This window comes from Bacillus sp. AFS059628 (genome assembly GCF_002571225.1).
GTDB lineage: Bacteria > Bacillota > Bacilli > Bacillales > Bacillaceae_G > Bacillus_A.
On sequence record NZ_NVEC01000069.1, the window covers coordinates 1 to 22,985 of the forward strand.

General features: G+C 32.5%; 17 protein-coding genes. 7 read left to right on the forward strand and 10 right to left on the reverse strand.

The annotated features are described in order from the left end of the window. Positions 1 to 112: 112 nt before the first annotated feature. Positions 113 to 616 carry a GNAT family N-acetyltransferase gene (locus tag COL05_RS22830; protein ID WP_098670249.1) on the forward strand — a complete coding sequence of 168 codons (504 nt, stop codon included), beginning with the start codon at positions 113 to 115 and terminating at the stop codon, positions 614 to 616. 595 nt (positions 617 to 1,211) lie between these two features. On the opposite strand, the gene COL05_RS22835 is transcribed toward COL05_RS22830, so the two are convergent. Continuing rightward, positions 1,212 to 3,929, reverse strand: a complete 2,718-nt coding sequence (locus tag COL05_RS22835) for a sensor domain-containing protein (protein WP_142337624.1) — start codon at positions 3,927 to 3,929, stop codon at positions 1,212 to 1,214. A 496-nt stretch (positions 3,930 to 4,425) separates the two neighbouring features. Between COL05_RS22835 and COL05_RS32015 the strand changes: the two genes are divergently transcribed. Both COL05_RS32015 and COL05_RS22840 read left to right on the forward strand, forming a co-directional pair. Beyond that, entirely contained in the window at positions 4,426 to 4,548 is a 123-nt protein-coding gene (locus COL05_RS32015) for a hypothetical protein (RefSeq protein WP_257152592.1), read from the forward strand. Positions 4,549 to 4,942: 394 nt separating this feature from the next. Continuing rightward, entirely contained in the window at positions 4,943 to 6,421 is a 1,479-nt protein-coding gene (locus COL05_RS22840; RefSeq protein ID WP_098670251.1) for an Lsa family ABC-F type ribosomal protection protein, read from the forward strand. A gap of 122 nt (positions 6,422 to 6,543) precedes the next feature. On the opposite strand, the gene hlyIIR is transcribed toward COL05_RS22840, so the two are convergent. The 5 genes from hlyIIR to COL05_RS22865 form a co-directional block, all read right to left on the reverse strand. Continuing rightward, complete coding sequence (gene hlyIIR / locus COL05_RS22845) at positions 6,544 to 7,149, reverse strand: hemolysin II regulator HlyIIR (protein ID WP_098670252.1); 606 nt, start codon at positions 7,147 to 7,149, stop codon at positions 6,544 to 6,546. 381 nt (positions 7,150 to 7,530) lie between these two features. Further along, on the reverse strand, positions 7,531 to 8,769 hold the full coding sequence (hlyII, locus tag COL05_RS22850; RefSeq protein ID WP_098670253.1) for a hemolysin II HlyII: 1,239 nt from the start codon (positions 8,767 to 8,769) through the stop codon (positions 7,531 to 7,533). A gap of 300 nt (positions 8,770 to 9,069) precedes the next feature. After that, positions 9,070 to 10,305: an N-acetylmuramoyl-L-alanine amidase gene (locus COL05_RS22855; protein ID WP_098670254.1), complete on the reverse strand. Its 1,236-nt coding sequence runs from the start codon at positions 10,303 to 10,305 to the stop codon at positions 9,070 to 9,072. Positions 10,306 to 10,747: 442 nt separating this feature from the next. Next, entirely contained in the window at positions 10,748 to 11,041 is a 294-nt protein-coding gene (locus COL05_RS22860) for an ArsR/SmtB family transcription factor (protein ID WP_098670255.1), read from the reverse strand. A gap of 436 nt (positions 11,042 to 11,477) precedes the next feature. Next, positions 11,478 to 11,918, reverse strand: a complete 441-nt coding sequence (locus COL05_RS22865; protein ID WP_098670256.1) for a T9SS type B sorting domain-containing protein — start codon at positions 11,916 to 11,918, stop codon at positions 11,478 to 11,480. Positions 11,919 to 12,552: 634 nt separating this feature from the next. Here COL05_RS22865 and COL05_RS22870 point away from each other — a divergent pair. Continuing rightward, entirely contained in the window at positions 12,553 to 13,806 is a 1,254-nt protein-coding gene (locus tag COL05_RS22870; RefSeq protein WP_098670257.1) for a sensor histidine kinase, read from the forward strand. Positions 13,807 to 14,227: 421 nt separating this feature from the next. Here the strand turns inward: COL05_RS22870 and colA are convergent, their stop codons facing one another. Next, on the reverse strand, positions 14,228 to 17,143 hold the full coding sequence (gene colA, locus COL05_RS22875) for a collagenase ColA (RefSeq protein WP_098670258.1): 2,916 nt from the start codon (positions 17,141 to 17,143) through the stop codon (positions 14,228 to 14,230). Positions 17,144 to 17,346: 203 nt separating this feature from the next. Further along, positions 17,347 to 18,024 carry an MgtC/SapB family protein gene (locus COL05_RS22880; protein WP_098670259.1) on the reverse strand — a complete coding sequence of 226 codons (678 nt, stop codon included), beginning with the start codon at positions 18,022 to 18,024 and terminating at the stop codon, positions 17,347 to 17,349. A 292-nt stretch (positions 18,025 to 18,316) separates the two neighbouring features. Between COL05_RS22880 and COL05_RS22885 the strand changes: the two genes are divergently transcribed. Further along, complete coding sequence (locus COL05_RS22885) at positions 18,317 to 18,835, forward strand: GNAT family N-acetyltransferase (RefSeq protein ID WP_098670260.1); 519 nt, start codon at positions 18,317 to 18,319, stop codon at positions 18,833 to 18,835. Positions 18,836 to 18,886: 51 nt separating this feature from the next. On the opposite strand, the gene COL05_RS22890 is transcribed toward COL05_RS22885, so the two are convergent. After that, the gene (locus tag COL05_RS22890) at positions 18,887 to 19,795 is read right to left on the reverse strand and encodes a VOC family protein (protein ID WP_098670261.1); all 909 of its coding nucleotides are present in this window, start codon (positions 19,793 to 19,795) and stop codon (positions 18,887 to 18,889) included. A gap of 174 nt (positions 19,796 to 19,969) precedes the next feature. Continuing rightward, on the reverse strand, positions 19,970 to 20,881 hold the full coding sequence (locus tag COL05_RS22895; RefSeq protein WP_098670262.1) for a VanW family protein: 912 nt from the start codon (positions 20,879 to 20,881) through the stop codon (positions 19,970 to 19,972). Positions 20,882 to 21,243: 362 nt separating this feature from the next. Between COL05_RS22895 and COL05_RS22900 the strand changes: the two genes are divergently transcribed. Together COL05_RS22900 and COL05_RS22910 are read left to right on the forward strand one after the other, a co-directional pair. Beyond that, positions 21,244 to 21,585 (forward strand): hypothetical protein, encoded by a 342-nt coding sequence (locus COL05_RS22900; RefSeq protein ID WP_142337625.1) that lies wholly within the window; start codon positions 21,244 to 21,246, stop codon positions 21,583 to 21,585. Positions 21,586 to 21,848: 263 nt separating this feature from the next. After that, the gene (locus COL05_RS22910) at positions 21,849 to 22,940 is read left to right on the forward strand and encodes a DUF3900 domain-containing protein (RefSeq protein WP_001979919.1); all 1,092 of its coding nucleotides are present in this window, start codon (positions 21,849 to 21,851) and stop codon (positions 22,938 to 22,940) included. Positions 22,941 to 22,985 lie beyond the last annotated feature (45 nt).

Below are 22,985 nucleotides of genomic sequence, written 5' to 3' on the forward strand. Positions count from 1 at the left end.
GACGTTTACGGACAGCCCGACTCCCACCTAACTTCTTTGCTCCAACTGAATTTTGAAGTGGGAGTTTTACTGTCCGTTAACGCGGGATAAATATTAAAGGTGGTGCATTGGATTGATAGTTCTTGAAACTGAACGACTCATTCTTCGCTGGTTTCATATAAAAGACGCTCCATTTATTCTTGAATTAGTAAACGATCCTGCATGGATTCAGTTTATTGGTGATAAAAGAATTCAAAACTTAGAAGATGCAAAAAGATACATCTTAAACGGCCCTGTTGATATGTATAACAACAGGGGATTTGGTCTTTATTTAGTTGAACGAAAAGAAGATCTCACTCCACTCGGGATGTGCGGACTTATTAAAAGAGATTCATTAGAAGATGTCGATATTGGCTTTGCCTTTTTAGAGAAATTCCGTTCAAATGGGTATGGCTTTGAATCAGCTTCTGCTGTAATCGAATACGGAGTACACAAACTAGGACTAAAACGAATTGTAGCAATTACTACTATTGATAACATCAATTCAGGAAAGCTTTTAGAAAAAATAGGATTTCAGTTCGAAGAGATAATTTCAGACTCTGGAGAAAATTTAAAGCTATTTGGGTATAACATATAATAAATTGTCAGAGTTCACTTTTAATCTAATCAAAAAATATTTCTTACATATACATTCCTAAAAATTATTATGATTAAAATACTCATTTGTTTTTTAACATTATAACCACACAAATTCAAATCACAATTCTGATTTTTAGTACTGTATTTATTCTTAAAAACACTCTATTTTGTTCTTAAAGTTGTCAAAAATCTTATGTAGCTACATGAAAAGTTTATGCTAATATATTAATAAGAAACTATGCGTTCCCTTAACCCTGTATCCGGCCCTGTATTTTTTACAGGGCCTTTGTTTATTTAATTTACTTATCACTTGCTTATACACATTAAAATTCATTTCAAATGTAATAAACGATAAATAATAAAATAACTTTAGATAGTATGACCTGCACCTGTAATACGATTCCTTCAAATTTCTTGACGAGAAGACAAGTCATGAAAAAGGAATCACTTAAGAACAAGATAACAGCTTGAGTAATGATACATCTTAATGCAAAATATTTTGGAAACCTAACTGCTAGTTAACCCAAAAAGAAGTTCTACTTAATATAGGTAGAACTTCTTTTCCCTTTGCTTCACAAGTACATAGTTCTCACTTATTCCCTGCTTAAAAACTTGAGAAACTCATCTTCATTTACAGGTTTACTGTAATAATAGCCTTGAATTAAATAGCATGCATTTTGTTGTAACACTGTTAATTGTTTCTTCGTTTCTACTCCTTCCGCAATCACTTTCATATTTAAAGTATGAGCTAGCGAAATAATAGTTTGTATAATTTCATCTCCATCATTCGAAGTTCCAATCCTATTCACAAATTCTCTTGGAATTTTCAAAGTATCAATTGGATATAAAGGTAGATATGCTAATGAAGAATATCCTGTACCAAAATCATCAATTGATAAATGTACACCATATGATTTTAATGCTTTTAACTTCAATAAAGTTTCTTTTTCATCTACCATGGCAATTCGCTCTGTTAATTCCAAATCAATCAAATGAGCTGGTACTCTTATTTCTTCTATGGTAGATATAATCGTTTGAACAAAATCTTTCTGTTCAAACTCTATAGCTGATAAATTTATCCCCATTTTTAGATTTGTATAACCTGCAGAATGCCATTCTTTCAGTTGTGAACACGCTTGCTGTAGCGTCCATTTTCCAATTGAAATAATCTGTGATATTTCTTCCGCGATAGGTATAAACTCAAAAGGTGAAATTAGCCCCAGCTCTGGATGTTGCCAACGTATTAATGCCTCTGCACCAATAACCTTTCCTGCCTTACTATCAACTTGTGGTTGGTACAATAAAAACAACTCATTATTTTCAATTGCATTCGGTAAATCTTGTTCTAATTGTAATCGTCTTGTTATTTTTTGAGATAATGTCTCGTCGTATATACAAACAGCATTGCTACCTTCTTCCTTTGCGCTATACATAGCAATATCAGCATGTTGTAAAAGTGTTGTGGCATTTGTTCCTCCAAATGGATACAACGCTATTCCTATACTAAGGGATAAATAAAAGCTGTGTTGATTTATTACAAATGGTTCTTCAGTTATACGAAATAGTATTTCGCACAAATCTAATAGCTGTTGCTCTGTTTTGTTATGGACAATGATTGCAAACTCATCTCCCCCTATTCTTGCTATATGAATAGTTGGTGGCAGACATGTCCTAAAACGGTTGGCAACTTCTTTTAAAACCTTGTCACCAATTGCATGACCCAGTGTATCATTAATGTTCTTAAAGCGGTTTAAATCTATATACAGGAGTCCAAACTTATCCTGTGTTTTTTGTACTCGCTCAATAGATCTGTCTAATTCTTGTTGGAAGAATATTCGATTTCCAATCCCCGTCACCGTATCATGAAATGCTAGATAGTTTATCTCATCCTGTTGTTGCTTCATCCTCGTTATGTCTTTTACCATTATATAGCTCCCAAAAGTTTGTCCTTCTATCATGATAGGAACAATCGTAACGTACCAAAAATGTATATCCTTCTCATTATTATTTTTCACACGTAACTGTAACGAAGACGAACTACATCGTTTCCCCATCTTTAGAGCTGCTTCCAATTCAGGTTTATCTTCATCGAAAAAAATAGAAAAGCACTCTTTTCCTATTAATGCTGCACTGTCTTTTCCTAATAACATACTTCCAGACTGGTTTATATTTAATACGGTACCATTTAAATCAATTGTTAATATAGGATCTGGATGGTACTCATATAAAGACTTAAACCTCTCTTGATTTTTCACCAAATCATTAGATTTTTTTATTAAATCTGCTGTTCTTTTAGATACTTTTTGCTCTAATTGATTATTAAACACTTTTAATGTTTCGGTTAAATCTTTGTTTTGCATTCGTACAATTGTATGACGAATCAGTACAAATACAAAGGCAATACAATTTCCCGTAATCAGTGTAGAAGAAGTTTGCTCTTTTAAAGTAAAACCAATTAAAATTGCAACTGCAAGATAAGGAAATATGACAAGAAGTTTCTTTCCAAATGTCGGATTAATAATAAAGTAATCTCTTCTAGAAGATGTACTCCTTGGAATAGTAGCAGCAATGGCAATAAATAATAGAAAAACTCTATACAAACACCTTAATAATATAAGTGAACGATGTGATAAATCATCTTGTAAATAGAAATATAAATAGTCCGTAATAGACAAGCCAGTTAATACTAAGATAAAAATAAATAATTTACTTTTCGCATTAAAAATTGCTGGTCGAAAAATAAGGCTAACTCCTAGTAATAGAAGCAATAGATCTATAATTGGGAAAATAAATGAAAGAAAAACATCTCCAATAGATAAGAATAAGATATTTGCAGAAGGTTTATTGAATAGGTACCACTCTAAGGTAAAAATGGCAGTAACTACAATACATAAATCACAAATCAAATATGCTTTTTCCCATTTATTACATTCCATCATGATTTTATAAAAGAAAGCAAAGAGAAAGAAGAATAAGAAAAACAATAAAAATACATCAGAGATATTAAAATTTTGTATTGGTAATTTTATATTAAGTACTTGAAAAGCGGATATAAAATTCCCTATCAAAAAACACCCTATTGCAATAGTAATACAAGCCCAAAACACTCCTAACTTAACTTTTCTGGATACTATAGAATAGAGTAATGAAATAAGTACAATAGTTTCAACAACTAAAGATGAGAGTCGTATATTAAAATCTGATACAAAATACTGATTCGGAAAAACAAATAAAAATATAAAGCAAAAGCTTAAATAAGCTATTAGAGCCAATATCAATACATAAAATTGCACATGTGAATGTTTACGCAACGGACTCACCTTCTTAATTTTTTCTAGATTTTTATTAAAAATGAACTGATGCTACACTGCTCGTATTCATTTAAATGAGCTTACTTATTATTCCATATTACGACCTTTTTATAGGATTTCTTTCTACATACCACAGCCTGATTTGCTTTCTGCAGATATTTCCTCTTTTTTAACTAAGCATTCCAAAAAGAATACGATGGAAAATGTTATTTTTTTAGTATTTGCTCATCGTAAATTTGAATAATACAACTTAACTGTTCTTTGAATATGAGATAGAATCTAAACTTCCATAGCAACATAGTTATTCGCTTATTGTCACACTTAGAAAGAAGGGTAATATACTATCATTAATTTAGAAATTCGAATTAAATGACCGAACTTACTGCAACTATTATAGTTACAGTAAGAGGTGCTGTCAATTCCAAATACCTCCCCTTTTAATGGACAAAAGACGTGACACTTTGAACAAAAATAAGATGTTTATAAAAAAGATGTAATGTTATATCGACCTAACCAAAGAAATATAAATGATCTAGCATTAAGTGAAGATGATATTGCATCTCCCCAAAAAGAATGTTACTCTAAAAATAGAATGATGAAAGGAATGATGGATGAATAATGATTAACTAATTTATATTTTAAGTTGAATTTTATAACTTCAAACTACAAAATATAGGGTTAGTCTATCCATTTTTATAATTCATTTCATACTTTATTTGTCATGATTCAAATGATTAATAATTACCTACTTAATTATAAGCGACAGACTAATCCTTCCGATTAAAAATTGGGGGATTTTTTTATTCCCTTTTATGTAAGTTAAAATTTATTAATCCCTAAATTTACCTAACAAATAAAGGAGCGAAAAAAATGACTAATTCAGATACTATTGTGACACATGTAATGCTCTATATAAGTCGTTAATATCCATCAAACTTATATAGAGGAATAAAAAAATGGATGGATGTTCCGACTTTATATGAAACGTTTCGATATATAAAGGAGGAATTATTATGTCAATGATAAAAGTTCAAGATTTAACTTTTTCATACCCAGGTAGCTTTGATAATATTTTTGAAGGTGTAAACTTTCAAATAGATACGGATTGGAAACTAGGATTTATCGGTAGAAACGGACGAGGTAAAACGACATTCTTTAATTTATTATTAGGAAATTACGAGTATAGTGGAAAAATCCTTGCTTCTGTAGAATTCAATTACTTCCCCTATCCTGTTGCAGATAAGAACAAATTTACTCATGAAATCCTTGAAGAAATTTGTCCCCAAGCAGAAGATTGGGAATTTTTACGTGAAATATCCTATTTAAATGTTGATGCCGAGGTCATGTACAGACCGTTTAACACTTTATCAAATGGAGAACAAACAAAGGTGTTGCTTGCTGCACTGTTTTTAAATGAGGGCCAATTTTTATTAATTGACGAACCAACAAACCACCTAGACACGGATGCACGAAAAATAGTCTCTGATTATCTAAGGAAGAAGAAAGGATTTATTTTAATTTCACATGACAGAATCTTTTTAGATGGATGCGTTGACCATATCTTATCTATAAATAGAGCAAATATTGAAGTTCAAAGCGGGAACTATTCTTCTTGGAAATTAAATTTCGATAGACAGCAAGAGCATGAAGAGGCTACAAATGATCGTCTACAAAAAGATATAGGAAGATTAAAACAGTCTTCCAAGCGTTCAGCAAATTGGTCTCATGATGTAGAAGCTTCAAAAAATGGAACAAGAAATTCAGGTTCTAAGTTAGATAAGGGATTTGTAGGACATAAAGCAGCCAAGATGATGAAAAGGGCAAAAAACCTAGAATCAAGGCAACAAAAAGCTATTGAAGAAAAGTCAAAATTACTAAAAAATGTGGAGAAAACTGAGTCATTAAAATTAGAAGCATTGAAGTTCAAGTCAAATGAATTCGTTACTTTGGCTGACGTGTCTGTTACGTACGATGACCAGGTCGTGAATGAGCCAATTAACTTCGTAGTTGAACAAGGTGACCGAATTGTGCTTGATGGCAAGAATGGGAGCGGGAAAAGCAGTATCCTAAAACTAATTCTAGGGTATCCGATACAGCATACAGGTTTAGTTACACTAGGTGCAGGACTCACCATTTCCTATGTTCAACAAGATACTTCTCATTTGAAAGGATCGCTATCAAATTTTATTGAAGAGCACAAGATTGATGAGACATTATTTAAATCCATCCTACGAAAGATGGATTTTGATCGAATTCAATTTGAAAAAGATATATTTCATTATTCTGGTGGCCAAAAGAAAAAACTGCTTATCGCTAAAAGTTTATGTGAAAAAGCCCATATGTATATATGGGATGAACCATTAAACTTTATAGATATTTATTCACGTATGCAAATTGAAGAGCTAATTCAACAATTTAATCCCACAATGATTATTGTTGAGCATGATAAGGCATTTCAACAAACCGTTGCAACGAAAACTATATCTATGTAACTCCACTCGAATCATTAATAAAGTATTTGAATGAAGTATCCAAAAAAGCCTAATTTCTCTACAATCCATTGAGAAATTAGGCTTTTTAACAAGAAAATTAGGATTCATATACAATGAGTAATTTACATATTAGGCTTATCTGTTAAAGCAGAAATAATTCTGCTCACCAAATCTTCTGGCATCCATTCATAATTTGTATCATTCGATTCATTTGGTCCTAAAGAATCAATGAACTTTTTAAACTTTGGAAATAAAACAATAGAAGTGATCCAATGTATCGTATGATTTATAGAGAAGAAATGAAATACTCCTTGTTTCTCCCCCTCCTGCAATATTTCTTTTAACTGTTCAAAACTACCTACAAAATACGGTTTAATCTTTTCTAATCTTGCACTTTCCTTAATAATCTCCTCATATGCCAATGTGCCAATTTCAGGATTTTCTTTTATATGTGTAATAAAGACTGTTAAATATTCTCTTAGAGCATTAATAGGATTAAATTGATTCTTCTCAAGAAAATTAGGTAACTCATTAGCAAGACCATATTTCTTAAACACCTCATAATATAGGTTTTCTTTCCCATTAAAATAGTAAGAAGCCATAGCAACATTCACTTTCGCTTCTTTTGCAATTTCTTGTATGCTCGTACCTTCATAACCACTCTCTCCAAATTTTTTCTTAGCAGCCTTCAAAATATTTTCCATCGTCTGCTCTCGAGATTTCCCCATTTCACACACCTCAAATAATATATATTTCACTTCAAAAATCCACTAAGGACTTTGAATAGAGTATCTTTTTAATGAAGTTTAATTATATATTTAAAGTAATAACTTAACAACCGATGAAGACTTGATTACTTTAAACTATTCTCCACACAACATACTCCTCAAAAAGAAACATCGCCTACCCTATGTCATCATACAAAGAATTCATTTAAAAATGAAATAAAAATAAATACCCTACTTAAAACAATATCTCCCTGCTTGGTATGAATAGCTTTACCTCACGCTCTTTTCTAATTGTATATAAGAATAAAAAATAATAAGGGCCAGAGTTTATCTACCTTTACAGATAAACTCTGGCCCTTTCATTTGCAATTCATTTACTAATTAGATTTGTTTAATCTCAATATAAGGTCCTTTAATGTTTAATTTGTTAATGTCATTTGAAATATTACCTACAGTTGTTTTTTCATTAAACGTATAGATCTTTTCACCATTCACAAAGATACCCCAATTTTTATCCTCGTAACTAATACCATAACCAGCATTGCTAGATGTCGCTTTGAGCTGATCTCCATTCATTGAAAAAGATAATTTCCCTTTGCCTTTGTTAAGTTGGTTATTCACATTGTTGATACTACTCATTTGTTCTTCAAGGGCTTTTTGGTTATCAAGAGTAACTTGATGGTTTTTCCAGTCTAACTTATAGTTGTTTGTAAAGAACTCATTATATGTATCTTTATTATTTGTTCCCCACCATTTCGAACTTACCCATTCGATATTGTACTGATCTGATATTCTACGATTTGTTATTTTTAAATCAGATGTAGATTCTGTTTTATCTGCAGTAATAACTGCTACTACATTAGGAGAAAAACCATATCCTGTTAAAGCTGGTACTGTATCTTTTGAAACAAAATTATTCGTTCCTTCATTATAACTACGTGATTTCATAAATAGTTGATTACCGTAGAAAGTATTAAATGAATCTCGATTATAAATTCCCCACTCCGGGTAATTAAATGATTGGAATCCTACTTTCCAATTTAACTTTTTATCTGTGTGAGTCTCTAATACTGTTTTATAGTCTACTTGATCATAAGATACACTTTCTTTCCAAGCAAAGCTACCTGTAATACTTGCATCAGCATTTGGGCCTTTATCATTTACCCCAACTTTAACACTTCCGCCAAGTGTATACCCTACTTCAGAAGTAACCTTTGCTGAAGTCATTGTATTAACTGGGGCAGCTTTATGGAATTGAGCACTATCACCACTTGTTATTTCTGCTTCAGTATGATAAGCCGATGGCCACTTTAAACCTGCGTTATAGTATCCGCCATTAATTGTATATTTAGCATCTACATTACTACCATCAGTAGTAACAATTGCAATCTTTTTATCTGCGTAAGGATCCTCAATAAAAGAAACCTTTATTGAATTTTTAATATTCTGCTTCATGTCATAAGTAGTTTTAAAACTATTATAGACTTTTCCACCATTTTGAAGATTTTCTACAGTTCCTTTAGAATCTGCAAATACAGATGTTGCTTGTAAACCAAGTGATCCAGACATAATAACGGATGCTACCACAACACTTTTAGCTATTCCATTTGTTTTTTTCATACAGACAGCCACTCCTTCTTAAACATTTAAAAGATATAAACGTATTATTTTCATCTCTCCATACTAAAGATAGATTCATAACGTTACAATGTAGAAATTTATTAATCTTTATGACAATAACTATCAACACTTGTTTTGCTAATTTCTATCTCTTTTTACTGATAACTATTATCAATATTATTAAAACACAGAATAACGATTTAAACAACAATTTTAAATGTTCATTTAAAATTGTTGTTTAAAAAAGTGCAAAAAAATTATAGAATTCTTTATTTCGAGAATTACTATATATTCATTTACCTATTGCAACCTATATTCAGATACATTATTCCCTTTCCATTCATAATAATCTAAAATCCCCTCATAAATGGCTTCTGCTGCAATCTGCCTTCCGTTTTCTGTAGATAACTTACTGTAATCGATACCATTATCTATAAAAGCAAGTTCCGTTAACACAGCTGGCATGTCATTTTCTCTTATAACATGAAGATCTCCATGTTTAACACCTCTATCACGTGTTTGAAGTGCGTCTACTAATCGTTCTTGAATTTTTTCAGCTAAAACACGACTTTCTTCCACATGAGAATTTGTTTTTTCAGATTTGGAAGATTTATAGTAGTATGTTTCTGTCCCTTTTGCATTACCGTTAAAAGCATTTGCATGTATGCTTATAAAGATATCACCCTGATTTCGCTTAGCAAACTTAACACGTTCCTGTAAAGAACTTTTTTGATCATATCCAGGTCTAGTATCAGATTCACGAGTTAGTAAAACTGTAAAGGGAGTATGTTTTTCAAGCAATTGTTGTAGACGTAAAGAAGTGTCTAGTACAATCTTGCTTTCAGGTAATCCCTTTGTGTTTTTTCCAGGATCTTCGCCGCCATGTCCGGGATCAATAATTATTACTTTATTTTCTAAAGAATTACTTTGACTATATTGAAGCATATCTGTTTTTGCGGTTAGTTGTGCAGCTTCAGCGCGTGTTATGAATCTATTTGGTTGCCAACCATTATCTGTACCAACTGAAATTTTTAAATCAATTAAAGTATTTGCGAACTTTTCACCCCAATGTCCCTTTAAATCTTTAAATTTACTTTGCCCATTATTATTGCTTTCATTTTGTAGTTTATATGCATTCACTAGCATAGTAGCCATAGCAGCACGAGTAACTTTTCCAGAAGGATTGAAAGTTCCATTTCCTTCACCTTTAATTATTCCTGCCTTTTCAGCTGCGGCAATATATGGAGTTCCCCAGTGGTTTTGTGAATCTTTAAAAGATGGTTTTGCATTTAAATCAATGTGTATACCAAGAGCCTTTGTCATAATGGTTGCTGCAGAAGCTCTATCTAATGTGTCATTTGAACCAAAAGTTCCATCTGGATAACCACTCAATACTTGCTTATCAACTAAATAAGTAACGGATTTGTCAGCCCATGCAGGAACATCTGGGAATTTGTGAGTATCTGCAAAAATACTAGAAGAATAAGATAGTAGACTTCCAGCGAGAATTCCTGTAGCAATTAATTTGTTCTTCAAAATTTAACACCTCTAAAAATTTATTACACGTTAGTAAATATATCATTTATAGTTAATCTTTAAATGATAGTCCTTTGAATAAAAAAATAGATTAAGTTGGCACTAACACTATATTACAAATGAATAAATTTACATCGAACTATTATTCCGAAAAGAATCTCCAGACATACACTTATAGATTGAAACTATTAAATATATTCACCAACATTGTGTAACTAGTATAGTTACTTATATATATGAGTGTCAATTGAAATAACCTTACAGTTTTGTAAGGTAACAAACTTAATAATATATTAAGTAATTATTAAACAATGTAAACAATTATCTCTTATTTTAAGCAAAGATTAATTCAAAGTACACTCCTTCTAAATTAGCATTAGTGCCTCCTTCAAGTCCTAATGCACATCTTAAAAAGAGCACTTTTGAAAAGTGCTCTTTTTAGCTACAAACCTAAAATTCCTACAATCTGGCGAGCCTTAACATTATCGATATAATAATGCATCTCTAACCCTCGTCTTTCTGCACGGAGCACGGTTCCCTTTAATTTTGATAGATGCTGTGAAACAGTGGATTGCGGGAGTCCTAATATTTCTGTCAACTGTGTAACATTACACAGTTTATGGTGCATTAATTCATTTACAATTTTCAATCGAACGGGATGTGCCATTACTTTTAATACATCTACATCTTCCTCTCGGATGTTAGCTAGATCTCTATTAGATATTAATATTGTCATTTCGCATTCCCCTTTATTATTAATTTCTATTTTCCAATTATCCTTATAAGTAGTACTTATAGATATTTACCATTTGTCCTGTTGAGAAAATATATTCTCGTTCTTAAACAAAAAAAGACATCAATCCTATAAACAGTTTTTACTGTTCCAATGAATTGATGCCCTCTAATTTTTAGCCAAACTATATTTTATTTTAAAAAAGTTATTTTATAGTAGACATTTTCTCGTTGACACAAACTAGTAGATTAGCGATGGAAATATCAAAATGTATTGATAAGTGGTTGGAAGTAATTGTTTTTTGTTTAATAGCCAAAAACGAGCATCCTCTCAAATTAGATAAGGTGCTCGTTTTCATTTTGATCGGTAATTCTTAATTCAATTTAGTTTCTTTCCCATAAGAAAAGATTAAATCACCTTAAAACAAAACGTCTTAAATTTAATTCTTAGATCTTACTGAAACTTGGAATTGCCCTTTAGAACCATCATCATTTGAAACGTAAATTTTATATGTTCCGCTCGGTAATGGAGATAAAGCATTCTGTACATTTGTAACATTAATTTGTTGTTCTCCAGGTTTTACATAACCACCAACAATTAGCTCCATATTTGGACCTTTCACACTATATCCCATTGTATTTTGACCATTATTTTTCATAAAGAAGCTTAAATTTTCACTCCCCTTATATACAAAAGAAGTTACAGCCTCTCCACTATAATCCATTGTTTGAGTTAACAATAAGTCTGCAGGAACATGTTCAACTATATGAATGGTATCATTTGTTTTGGGTATTTCTTCAGCATAAGTATTATTTCCTAACACACCAAGTGTTAATGCTGAAATTACTCCACAACTAAGCACTAGTTTATTTAACTTCATTTTAAGCTCCCCCTTGATGTTTGTAATCTATTACCATCATACATTCTTTTTCAAGTACGTTTTTATGTAATAATTCATATCTTTAAACCCATATATTTTAACTTTATACCTTAAAATAGTTACTGAAAAACTCACATTGATAAAGCTACAGTATTATGATTCATAAAAAAACATGTAAATTTCAAAATTTGTTTAACGAGAATTCATACAATTAAATACCAATGCAATCAAATAAATAGCGTTTCCATTTTAGATAAAATATACTAATGAAAAATTTCGGAATTTCCACTTTATAATTTGGTATATTCCATGTTAATATAACGAAGGCTACAAATAGAATCCACAAAATATATTTTTTCATAGCATATTCATACTTAAAATCCTATTATTTTATTAGTAACTCAATCCCAATTTTACTTATACAAAAGTCAATTTCTAGTTTCATACGTATAAATATCCAAGTAGATTTTTTATCTATTATTTTTCTTAACTTCCTTATCAATTCTAATAAAAGTAATATTATAGTACTTTTTCAAGCGCTTTTCCTTTTTTAAATAGAAAGTCTATTAATAACTAAACATCTAAGTTTAACTCATACATAATCCAATATATAAACTATCGGAGATGCAAAACTATGGGAATATCTACGCTTTTATTAAATACCTTTATAATAATAATTTGTATCCTTAGCTACCACGTATTTTGGCTAGAATTTAAAGAAAAAATAACATGTAATAATATATTGATTTCTATCCTTTCCTCCATTGCTATTATTTTTTGTATGACTTTTCCTTTTCAGTTACATGATGGATTTATTTATGATTTACGTTTTATTCCTATCATATTAGTTTTTCTATATGGAAATACAAAAAATATTATTTTTATAGGAATTTTATATCTTTCTTATCGATTTTACTTAGGTGGAAATGGCGTTCTTCCATCATTTATTATCTTTACTATTATTTCTGTTATAACAATGCTCTTCCGTTACTTATTACCTCTATATGTTAAAGAAAAAAAGATATTATTGAGCTTGCTTCTTATTTTAGTATGTACAACTTCACTTTCTATCTGCGGTATTGTAACTCAAATACATACAGGTAGTAAAATAGACTCTACTCTCATAGAATTTTTATTAAATTATATAATCATTAATATTTTCACAGTATTATTATCAGTATATTTAATAGAGGGCATGATTGAGAAATATAAAATGAAAGAAAAGCTGCAACGGGCTGAAAAATTTTATATAGCTAGCGAACTAGCGGCGTCCATTGCACACGAAATCCACAATCCACTAACTACAGTACATGGATTCACTCAATTGTTAAATGAAAAACATGCCTCTAAGCTACCTCAGGATCAGTACTTAGAAATCATGTTAATTGAAATGCAGCAAATACAATCTACTATTAATAACTATTTATCTTTAACAAAACCACAGAACATCCTAAAAGAGAAAATAGATATTAATCATATTTTAAATCAAGTGAAAGACACTATTTCACCACTAGCTCTATCATACAAAGTTGAAATAAAACAAAATAATACAGATTCCTTTTATATAAATGGAGACCCCGAAAAATTCAGACTCTGTCTGAACAACATCATACAAAACGGAATTGAGGCCATGATAAATGGTGGCGTATTACAAATAAATATACAGAAAATAAAAGGGAATATTATAATTGATATTATTGATTCAGGGATTGGGATGTCTTCTCAGCAAATAAAGCGGATTGCTTTACCATTCTATTCAACAACAGAAAAAGGGACTGGCCTTGGTACCATGATTGCTTATAGTGTTATTAAAGAGTTGAATGGTGATATAGAGATAGAGAGTGAATTAGGTAAGGGGACACGCTTTTCTATTAGTATCCCCTGCTAATATGACGGGATTATTAGAATGATAAATTCTTTCCACTTAACTTATTAAATAAATTTCAAAAATGCCACTACTTGATTCATTAATTATCTTCATTTCTTAAATAAATTAAAATTAACAAGGACCAGAGTATATCCGTTTTTGCCAATAAACTCTAGTCCTTATTACTTTACTCACTTCTCTATGAAATCATAATTCATCAACTATTGTATCTCATTTCCTAATTAGGTCTACTTAACTTCAAGATAAAATCTCGTGATACTTGATTTCTTACTATCATTAGATACATTACTTACAGTTATTTTTTCAGTTAAAGTATAATTTTTTTGATATTCATAACGATACTCAAGTATTTATCTTTATAACTGATATTATTACCTGCATTACTAAATATAAGCTACAATTGATTTCCAGTCATAAATTTCTACTTTACTTCTACCGTATAATTCCCTGTTCCCCCGCCATACTGATATACATGTAAATAATATTTTCCTGGATACGTGTAGTAACTTCCTACTAACTTATTCCCTTCTTGCTGGGCATAGGTAACATAATTATTTAAATCCGCTTCAGAATAAAGAACCCAGTTTACTCCGATATTATTTTCCTTCGTTACATTAATTTGAAGGTTTTTCGCCGTTTCTATATTAATTTCAAAGAAATCACTCGTATCACCATTTCCTAAACTTGCGCGTAAAACTTGATTTAATTGCAGTTTATTTGCTGTTTGGAATGAATTATTTGGCTCTTTTTCTACGCTGTTGTCCTCTTTCTTTTGAACCGTTACATTCGTTGTAACAGTATTCGTTAATCCTTTATCATCTGTTACTGTTAATTTCGCTGTATATGTTCCTTCTTTTGTATACACGTGAGTCGGATTTTGTTCATTACTTACAGTACCGTCACCAAACTCCCATTTATAAGAAACAATTTTCCCATCTTCATCTTTTGATCCATCGCTTTTAAACGAAATTGCTTCATGTACATTTCCGCTATATGGACCATTTATAACCGCAACTGGCGCTTTATTCACAACACCTTTTTCTGTATTCATACCATGGAATACAACATCATATTCAAATTGTCCTGATGCATTCACACGATAATTTACAAAATACGCTGTTACTGTTTTATAGCCTGTCCATTCTTTTGCACTTAAACGCTTTAACGTATCATTCACGTTTTGTGTAATTGTTTTCCAGTCTTCATATTCCCCTTTTGCAGTCGTACCTGTATACGTTCCTTGCAACGTAAATGTATGAAAGAACTGTGATTTATTTTTCTTAACTGATACATTGCTTAATTTTGCTTCTGCTGTAATTTCTGCAGCAATATCTGAAACTGGTTTTGGTGCGTGCGTTGCTAAATAATCATCCGATACTAATGGAACATTATATTTCTCACGGTTATCGACTAACATTTGCATATAATCTTGATACTCTTTATTTAAATTTGCATCTTTACTTAATGCAGAGCGGTATGCATCATATGCTGTTACATCATTTTTCCTAATAAGATCATGAATTTTTTCAAACATATCATATCTTTTCGTGTACATGTACGATTGTAAAGCGAAAGAGTAATTATAGAAATCCCACGTTCCATACTTTGCGTTTAATGTTCTCTCTGCCGTATAACGCTCTGCTGGATTTGAAGATATTCCTCCTATAATGCTCTTTCTCGGTACAACATTATCGGTTCTCGTTGCACCTGCAAAAAACTCCGCATTCCCTTCTTCAAACCAAGATAATCTCTCATTCTCATAAATCTTCCCTTGTCCCCAAAGTCCCGGTACTTCATATCTACCTTGTAAGTAATGTGTGAACTCATGTCGGAATAATTCTTCTAAACTATAAATACTTTCTTCTGACGTACGTTCATAAGTAAAGAACGTACCTGTTCCTTCTATATAAAGACCGCCGTTATTCGTTTCATACCCGTACAATTGACGGTTAAATTGATATTCAGCTGGACTATTATAAATAACCATTGTTAATACATCGTCAGGATTTCCTTTTTCTAAAGGCTGATCACTTTCAACCGTACGATGGAATTGTGCCTTCACTTCTTTTGCCGCCCAATATAGACGTTTTACTTTTTCTTCTGTCACTTTATCTCCAGCTTTTAAAACAATTGCCCCATCATCAAACGTATACGTTTTCGGCAAATATTTTTTCTTTCCATCTTCTCGTATTTGATCTAAATTCACAACATTTCCATTTGCATCTTTCCCGCCATAATTCGTCGCAATTTGCTCAGCAGCTACAAAATATTGCTCTCCTAAATACGGATACATTTTCATTGCATCCGTTACAACTTGCAATCCTTTCGTCCCTGTACTATGGAATGTACCAAGTCTACCTGTATAATAAATACCATTGTTAATTAACCATCCATTCTTCTCTGTCACCGTTCCAATTAATGCAAAACGACTTAATTCATTAATATAGCTATCAATTTTTTGGTACCATACTGTATCTTTCGGTGTTTTTCTCGTATCGTACAAATACGATTGAATGTCGTAATCAACACCTTGCATAATATCGTAAATTGCATTTCCAGCTGATAGATTGTCTACCCACGTAGAGAAATTATCGTTATATTGTTTAAAGATCTTTGCAGCTGCTGTTATCGTTTCCACATCACTCGAAGCATTTCCTATTAATTTTCCGTATGATGATACAACTCTATTTTGTTCTAACGTACCGAGTTTGAAATTCGGGTTATTTGCAATTATTTTTAATGCAGGTAAGCATTTATCATGATAGCTTCTATCATTTAGTTTACTTAATTCTGAATTATAAAATCCTAAATAAAATCCTGAGCGTAATACCTCTACTAAAGTCTCAATCCCTTTTGAATCATCTTTCGTATAAACTTGTCCTTGCTGCTTCAATTTATCAATAATTGCCTGCATTCTACTATCATTTTGATAGAATGCAAGACTATCCTTATTAAACTGAAATAGCCCCATAATTTGCTCCCAATCAATTGTTACAAGTAAATCTACTAACTGCTGATTACTTAGTTGATTTAATTCAGCAATTGTATAAGTTTTCACTGCAGTTAATTGCTTACTTTCTTTTTTTACTTCAGGCGATCTTTGAGACAAATCAGCAAATTGTAGCCTTTTCTCAAAAGACTTATTTTCAAGCACTTTTGATGAATGAGCTAATTCTTGCACTGGCAGTTGTACACCAACTGGCTCCATTTTGAGCACATTCCGATAAGAAACTTGCTCTCCCTTTGTACTTTCCGCCAATGTGCTCCCTTGGAAACTGCCTAACATGAAACTAGCAAAACTTACCCCTACTAACACTTTTTTTGAATAGCCTTTCATGCTCTCCCCTACCTTACATTTTTTAGTGCCCCACACCATTATTTTACTATTCTTACTTTTTATTCTGTATTGAGAAAAAATAAGGGAACGTTCACACACGTATCCATGCCTTGCAAAATTAACACTTGACTTTATGTGCATTTTATATCAAAAAAAGATAGATAATAGCGAGTTTACTGCTACATCTATCCTCGTTTTTAACGCTATGATTTTAGCTTTATAAACGTAACTTCTGGTAATGTTTGCATATGCTGAATAAACGCATTCTTTTCTTCTGATGATATATTTTTCAGCTGCATCCCTACTTTATAAACTATTTCTGCATCCTTCTGTAAAGCTTCCACTTCATATGAAAGTATTGGAATGCCTTTCACTTGTATCGTTTCTACTATTTGTTGTACCGCTTCATGTTTATTTATATGTATTTGCACCGTTATGTTTTGAGGAAATAAAAATTGCACCTTAAAAATACGGCTTACAATCTCTAAACCAATTAAAACGAGAATCGTCGCTCCAATTCCTACTACATACATGCCAGCCCCAATTGCTAATCCAATTCCTGCTGTAGCCCATAAACCAGCCGCTGTCGTTAATCCTTTCACCGCCTGCTTTTGAATAATAATTGTACCTGCACCTAAAAACCCTACTCCACTAACAACTTGCGCTGCAATACGGCTTGGATCAAGAGCCATATGTTCTTCATTCATAATATCTGAAAAAGCATATTTCGAAACGACCATTATTAAAGCACTTCCTACCGCTACTAGGAAATGTGTTTTTAATCCCGCCTCTTTTGATCGAATCTCCCTTTCAATTCCGATTATCGCACCTAATAAACCCGCAACACCGATTCGTATAATTAAATCAACATTTACACTCACGAGCCCTTCCCCCCTTTCGTTCATTATAGATAAATAAAACAAAAATTATCACATACATCTATTTATTAATATGAGGGAATCCTACCAAAATACACTTAATACCTCGGTCATTTTATGTTAATATTTTAAATATTAACATAAAATGAATAACTTCTAATTTTAAAACTCCACTCATTTTCTTAAAAAATAAAGGTGGATTACATGAAATGAGGTTGAGAAAGTTAAGAAAACGCTTACATTTTATATCATAATTTTTTTATACATACTACATAAATAAAGGAGCTTATTAACAATGAACGTCTCTTTACTTACACCTACTACTGATTTACAAGAGGAATACTTAGATTTTTATAACGAATGGAAAGATAGCGGTGAAACAATGATTCCGTGGGTTATCTCAAAAGATCCTTCTAATTTCAAGGCAATGATTCAAGAACTTCACGATGCCCATAACGGAGTAAACCTCCCTAAATCTTGGGTACCAGACTCTACGTATTGGCTCGTTACAGATAATAATAGAATTATAGGCGCTGTTAATATACGTCATAGTTTAACCGAACATTTATTTAACGCTGGTGGTCATATCGGTTATGGCATTCGCCCTTCTGAAAGAAGAAAAGGTTATGCTACGAAGTTATTAGAATTATCCCTAGAAAAAACGAAGGAATTAAACATCGAGAAAGTACTTGTCGTTTGTGACGAAGTGAATACAGCTTCCGAAAAAACAATTTTACATAACGGTGGGCTTCGTGATGATGATTTCACTGAAGAAGATGGGAATGTAGTAAGAAGGTTTTGGATTGAGCTATGAAGAAGTCCTCCAAAAGAAGTCGGAAGGTAATTATACACCCTCCGACTTCTTTTATGCTGTTTCTATTTCAAACTGCACTGTAATACCGCTTGGGTCTACTACAGTAAATCCATTTGTACTTTCATTTACTTTATGTTGTTTTTCTATTAATCTTTCTTTCACTTCATCTAACGCTTCTTTATGCGGTAATACAATTGTATACACTTTAAGTCCAGTAGCATGTGCGGGTGGGTGTGGATTATTTAATCCGTTCCACGTATTCGCACCGATATGGTGATGATATCCTCCTGCAGAAATGAATAAGCAGTCATCTTCGCGTTGTTGCACTTCAAATCCCACTGTCTCTACATAAAACTCGTGCGCTCTCTCGACATCAGCTATTCGTAAATGTACGTGCCCAACGATAGTATTAGCAGGTAATCCATCAACTTCATAATCAACGAGCGTTGCCAGTTCTTTTAAATCTAGCGGCGTACTTCCTCCTGATCCTTCTCCCCATTGATCACGCGGACGGTCTGCATAAATTTCAATACCATTTCCCTCTAAGTCTTGTAAATAAAACGCTTCGCTATACGTATGATCACTTGCACTATTAAACCTTGAAATTGGTAAAATTTCATTTGAATATGTATAACGTCCTTCTTGCTCAGCCGGACTATCAATTACATTCTTATTACGAATCACGCCAAATAATGCCGAAGCAAAGGCTTCACGAGTCGGAACTAAAAAGGCTACATGATATATACCAGTCGTACGTGGCTCTTGCAACACCCCGTCCTCTAACTTTTCAAGAACAAGTAACGTGCTCTTTCCACCTTTTCCTGATAAATATGCTTTATTCTCCTCTTGCTTAATTACTTCTAATCCTACTACATTCTCATAAAAAGCAATTTGCCGCTCTAAATCTTTCACTTTAAATTCAACATGACCAATACGTGTTTTCGGATGAATTTGTACCATGAATAACTCCATCTCCTTATCCCGATATTTTTCTATTTCATATAACCGTTACTATGAAGAATACAACTAAAATCAACCTATGTAAATACGAAAAGTCAGAATTTATACACATTTTTATTTTCGTAATAAAAAAGTCACCTTTTCTAGCTTTTAGAAAAGGTGACTTTATAATTCTTATCTCATTTTATGTACTTCAGCAACTAACTTTCCGCCCTGAATGCCCATGTAAAGTTTCACAGGTGCATCATTCGTATTTTCAAACACTAAGTCTAAGTATGGATACGCAATTGTAGCATCTCTTCCTTGCGGAACGTAACCTACCGTTTTAGAATGTGTCGTTCTCTCTACCATTTTCAAACCAGCTTGATCTGCTGCATTGTATAATGTTGATGATGTTTGACAAACACCACCGCCATATCCATCTACTAATTTACCATCTACAATTTCTTTTCCTAACTGGTACCCTTTATCTGGCGTTGTATCACCAATTAATGCATTGAAAGAGAAACGGTCTCCTTTTGCTAATACAACTCCATTTATGCTCGCTGCTGACAAACGAATATTCTCAATACGGCCACCTGTTGAGCCACCTAAATTCGTTTCATATCTACCAATTACCGTACCGCTTCCTTGCGCATCACTTAATGTTGCAGTAGGCTTTTTCTCAACAATAGGTAATTGATATGAAGAATCCCACATACCAACGTTTAATAATTTATCTACTAATTCTTTTTCCATTAATTCATAAGAAGGCTTTCCTTCTTGCCAACTTCCGTCAGGTCCTAAACGTGAAGGGACCATCTTTTTGTCAACATTTTTCCCAACTTCCTTAGCAACCTTCTCAACCGATTTTTTAAATTTCGCTTCATCTTCAAAATAACCTAGACTCGATAAATCTAGCTTTTTCACTTCCGTACCTGTACGACCATCTACTAAACTAATAGAATCCTGTACTTCTGCTTTAGCCTCTACCGTGTGGCCACCAATATCACTTACTAATGCAACATCACTTACTTTTGTACCACAACCACTCACTACAGCTACACATAAAACTCCAACTAATATACCCTTTACTTTTCGGAACAATATACTCTCCCCTTTTCCCCAATACTACTTTTATGTATTATTTCATTTTTATGTATGTTTTGTTACAATCATTTTACAATATATTTATAAATTGTTACAAGTTATTTTTTACTCTATATAAATTACTCTTTTCTTTTCCAAATGTCTATACATATTTACATAAAAGTTTGAGTCTGATAGAATTGTAACTTTTATGTAACCTCTCTCTATTATCCAGTATATACCATAAAACGACCGAAATACAAATGTAAAACTCCATATTCGTATTTATAAAAAAACATCCTGTGAACATAAATAGGTATTTGCCGTGCCACACTCCGCTTTTACACATACATTATGGTGAATTAACCTATTTTAAAGAAATGGAGGATGTTTTTATGTACCCCTACAATCCATACGATCCATATAACCAAAATGGTTATCAGCCTCAATATGATTTACAAGCACAATACCAACAATATATAGATCCAGTAGAACAAGTTAATCCATATGATCAAACTCGACAATTCCAACTTCCAATCTCTTTTCCTGGTGCTGGAAACCGTCAACTAGAAAGACGAGTAAATGAGCTTGAGCAAAGAGTACGTCAATTAGAAAATACGGTTGAGCGACATACACGTAGATTAAATCGCTTAAATCAGCGTTTACGTACAGTAGAAAACAGACTAAACATTCCATTTGCAGCATTAGAAGACGGATTTTAATTTTGAAGATAAAGTGAAACTTTAATTAGTGGGGGTTTTGTCCCCCCCACTAATTATTAGTTGAACCAATCGGGCTTTTATGGGCAGTTATCTCCCACCTAACTTCCTCGCATTTGCGAAATTTGAGGTAGGAGTATTACTGCCCGTTAATGCGGGATAAAAAATATATAAGGAAGGGGCTCTCCCTTCCTTATATAAATTGACGAAAGTTTTTTCCATCTCTATACTGATAAGAGTTAATGAAATGAAACAAGGTGATAAATATGGATTTCGAAATAAATTATCTTTCCTTTTATGTTGTACAAGTAGAAGGAAAAGGTGAAGCTGTTGATAAACGCTACAAACATTTTCAAACATTAGACGCTGAAGAGTATGAAGATAGCTCCTTAAAAGAATTTTTGAATGGTGAATTATTAAAAATTTCAAAGCGAAAAGTAGAACGTCATGCGAAAACAGAACAAGCTCCGACAAAAATCGGTCGCTTCATTGTAGAAGAAGGGCACGAACTTGATTCAAACCCTCATTACAACCTATTTAATCGCATTCGCTTCGCGGAAACTAAGGAAAACTTCAAAGATATGAGTGAACCACTCGTTTATACATATCTTGACACAAGCGCTGTACGCGGTGGTGTATTTTTAATTGCGCAAGCAAAACTACGTAAATATTTTGATGATCCATTCGTTTTCGTTATGAAATGTGACTTTGAACCGAAAGTTGCTTCTATTTCAGATGAATCCACACTGATTCGTAACGTTGAAATGGCCATCACAACAAAAAACATGAAGTCTATCCAATATCCGTACATGCCTGAAGAAGGTATGGTCGAAGTGGGCGAACTGAAAATACACCAAGCATCACACGCCCGTTATTTTGAAGACTTCTTAAAATTCGTTGAGTACGAACGCTCTATGCCTGAAATTATGAAAACACAAGTAATGGACATGGTATACGACCAAATTGAAGATGTATTTGAAGAAGGTACGGAAGAACGCGAACAATTCGACCAAGCAATGGAAGTATGGGCTGCCAGTCCGAAACGTGAAATTATGGAACAATTTTCAACCGAAGAAGTAATGGAAGCTACCGCTCAAATCGTTGAGCATGCTCCCGAAGTGGAATTAAAGCTAAAAGCAGACCATATCTCTGTAAAGGCCCTACTTGCTGATTTCGGGGATCAAATACATATCGCAAAGGTAAATGACCGATACGTACTAATGATTGAGGCTGATACACTTACGTTTGAAAAAGGCTTCTCTCCTATTGAGTTCCTGAAGCCAGATGAATTACAAGACGTGATTGAGCGAATTGAGAATAAGCAGCAGTATTCTTATGATTCGAACGGGATTGAATAAATTCTTATATATCCCTATTTTTACTGAGGTTGTCCCAAAAGGTCG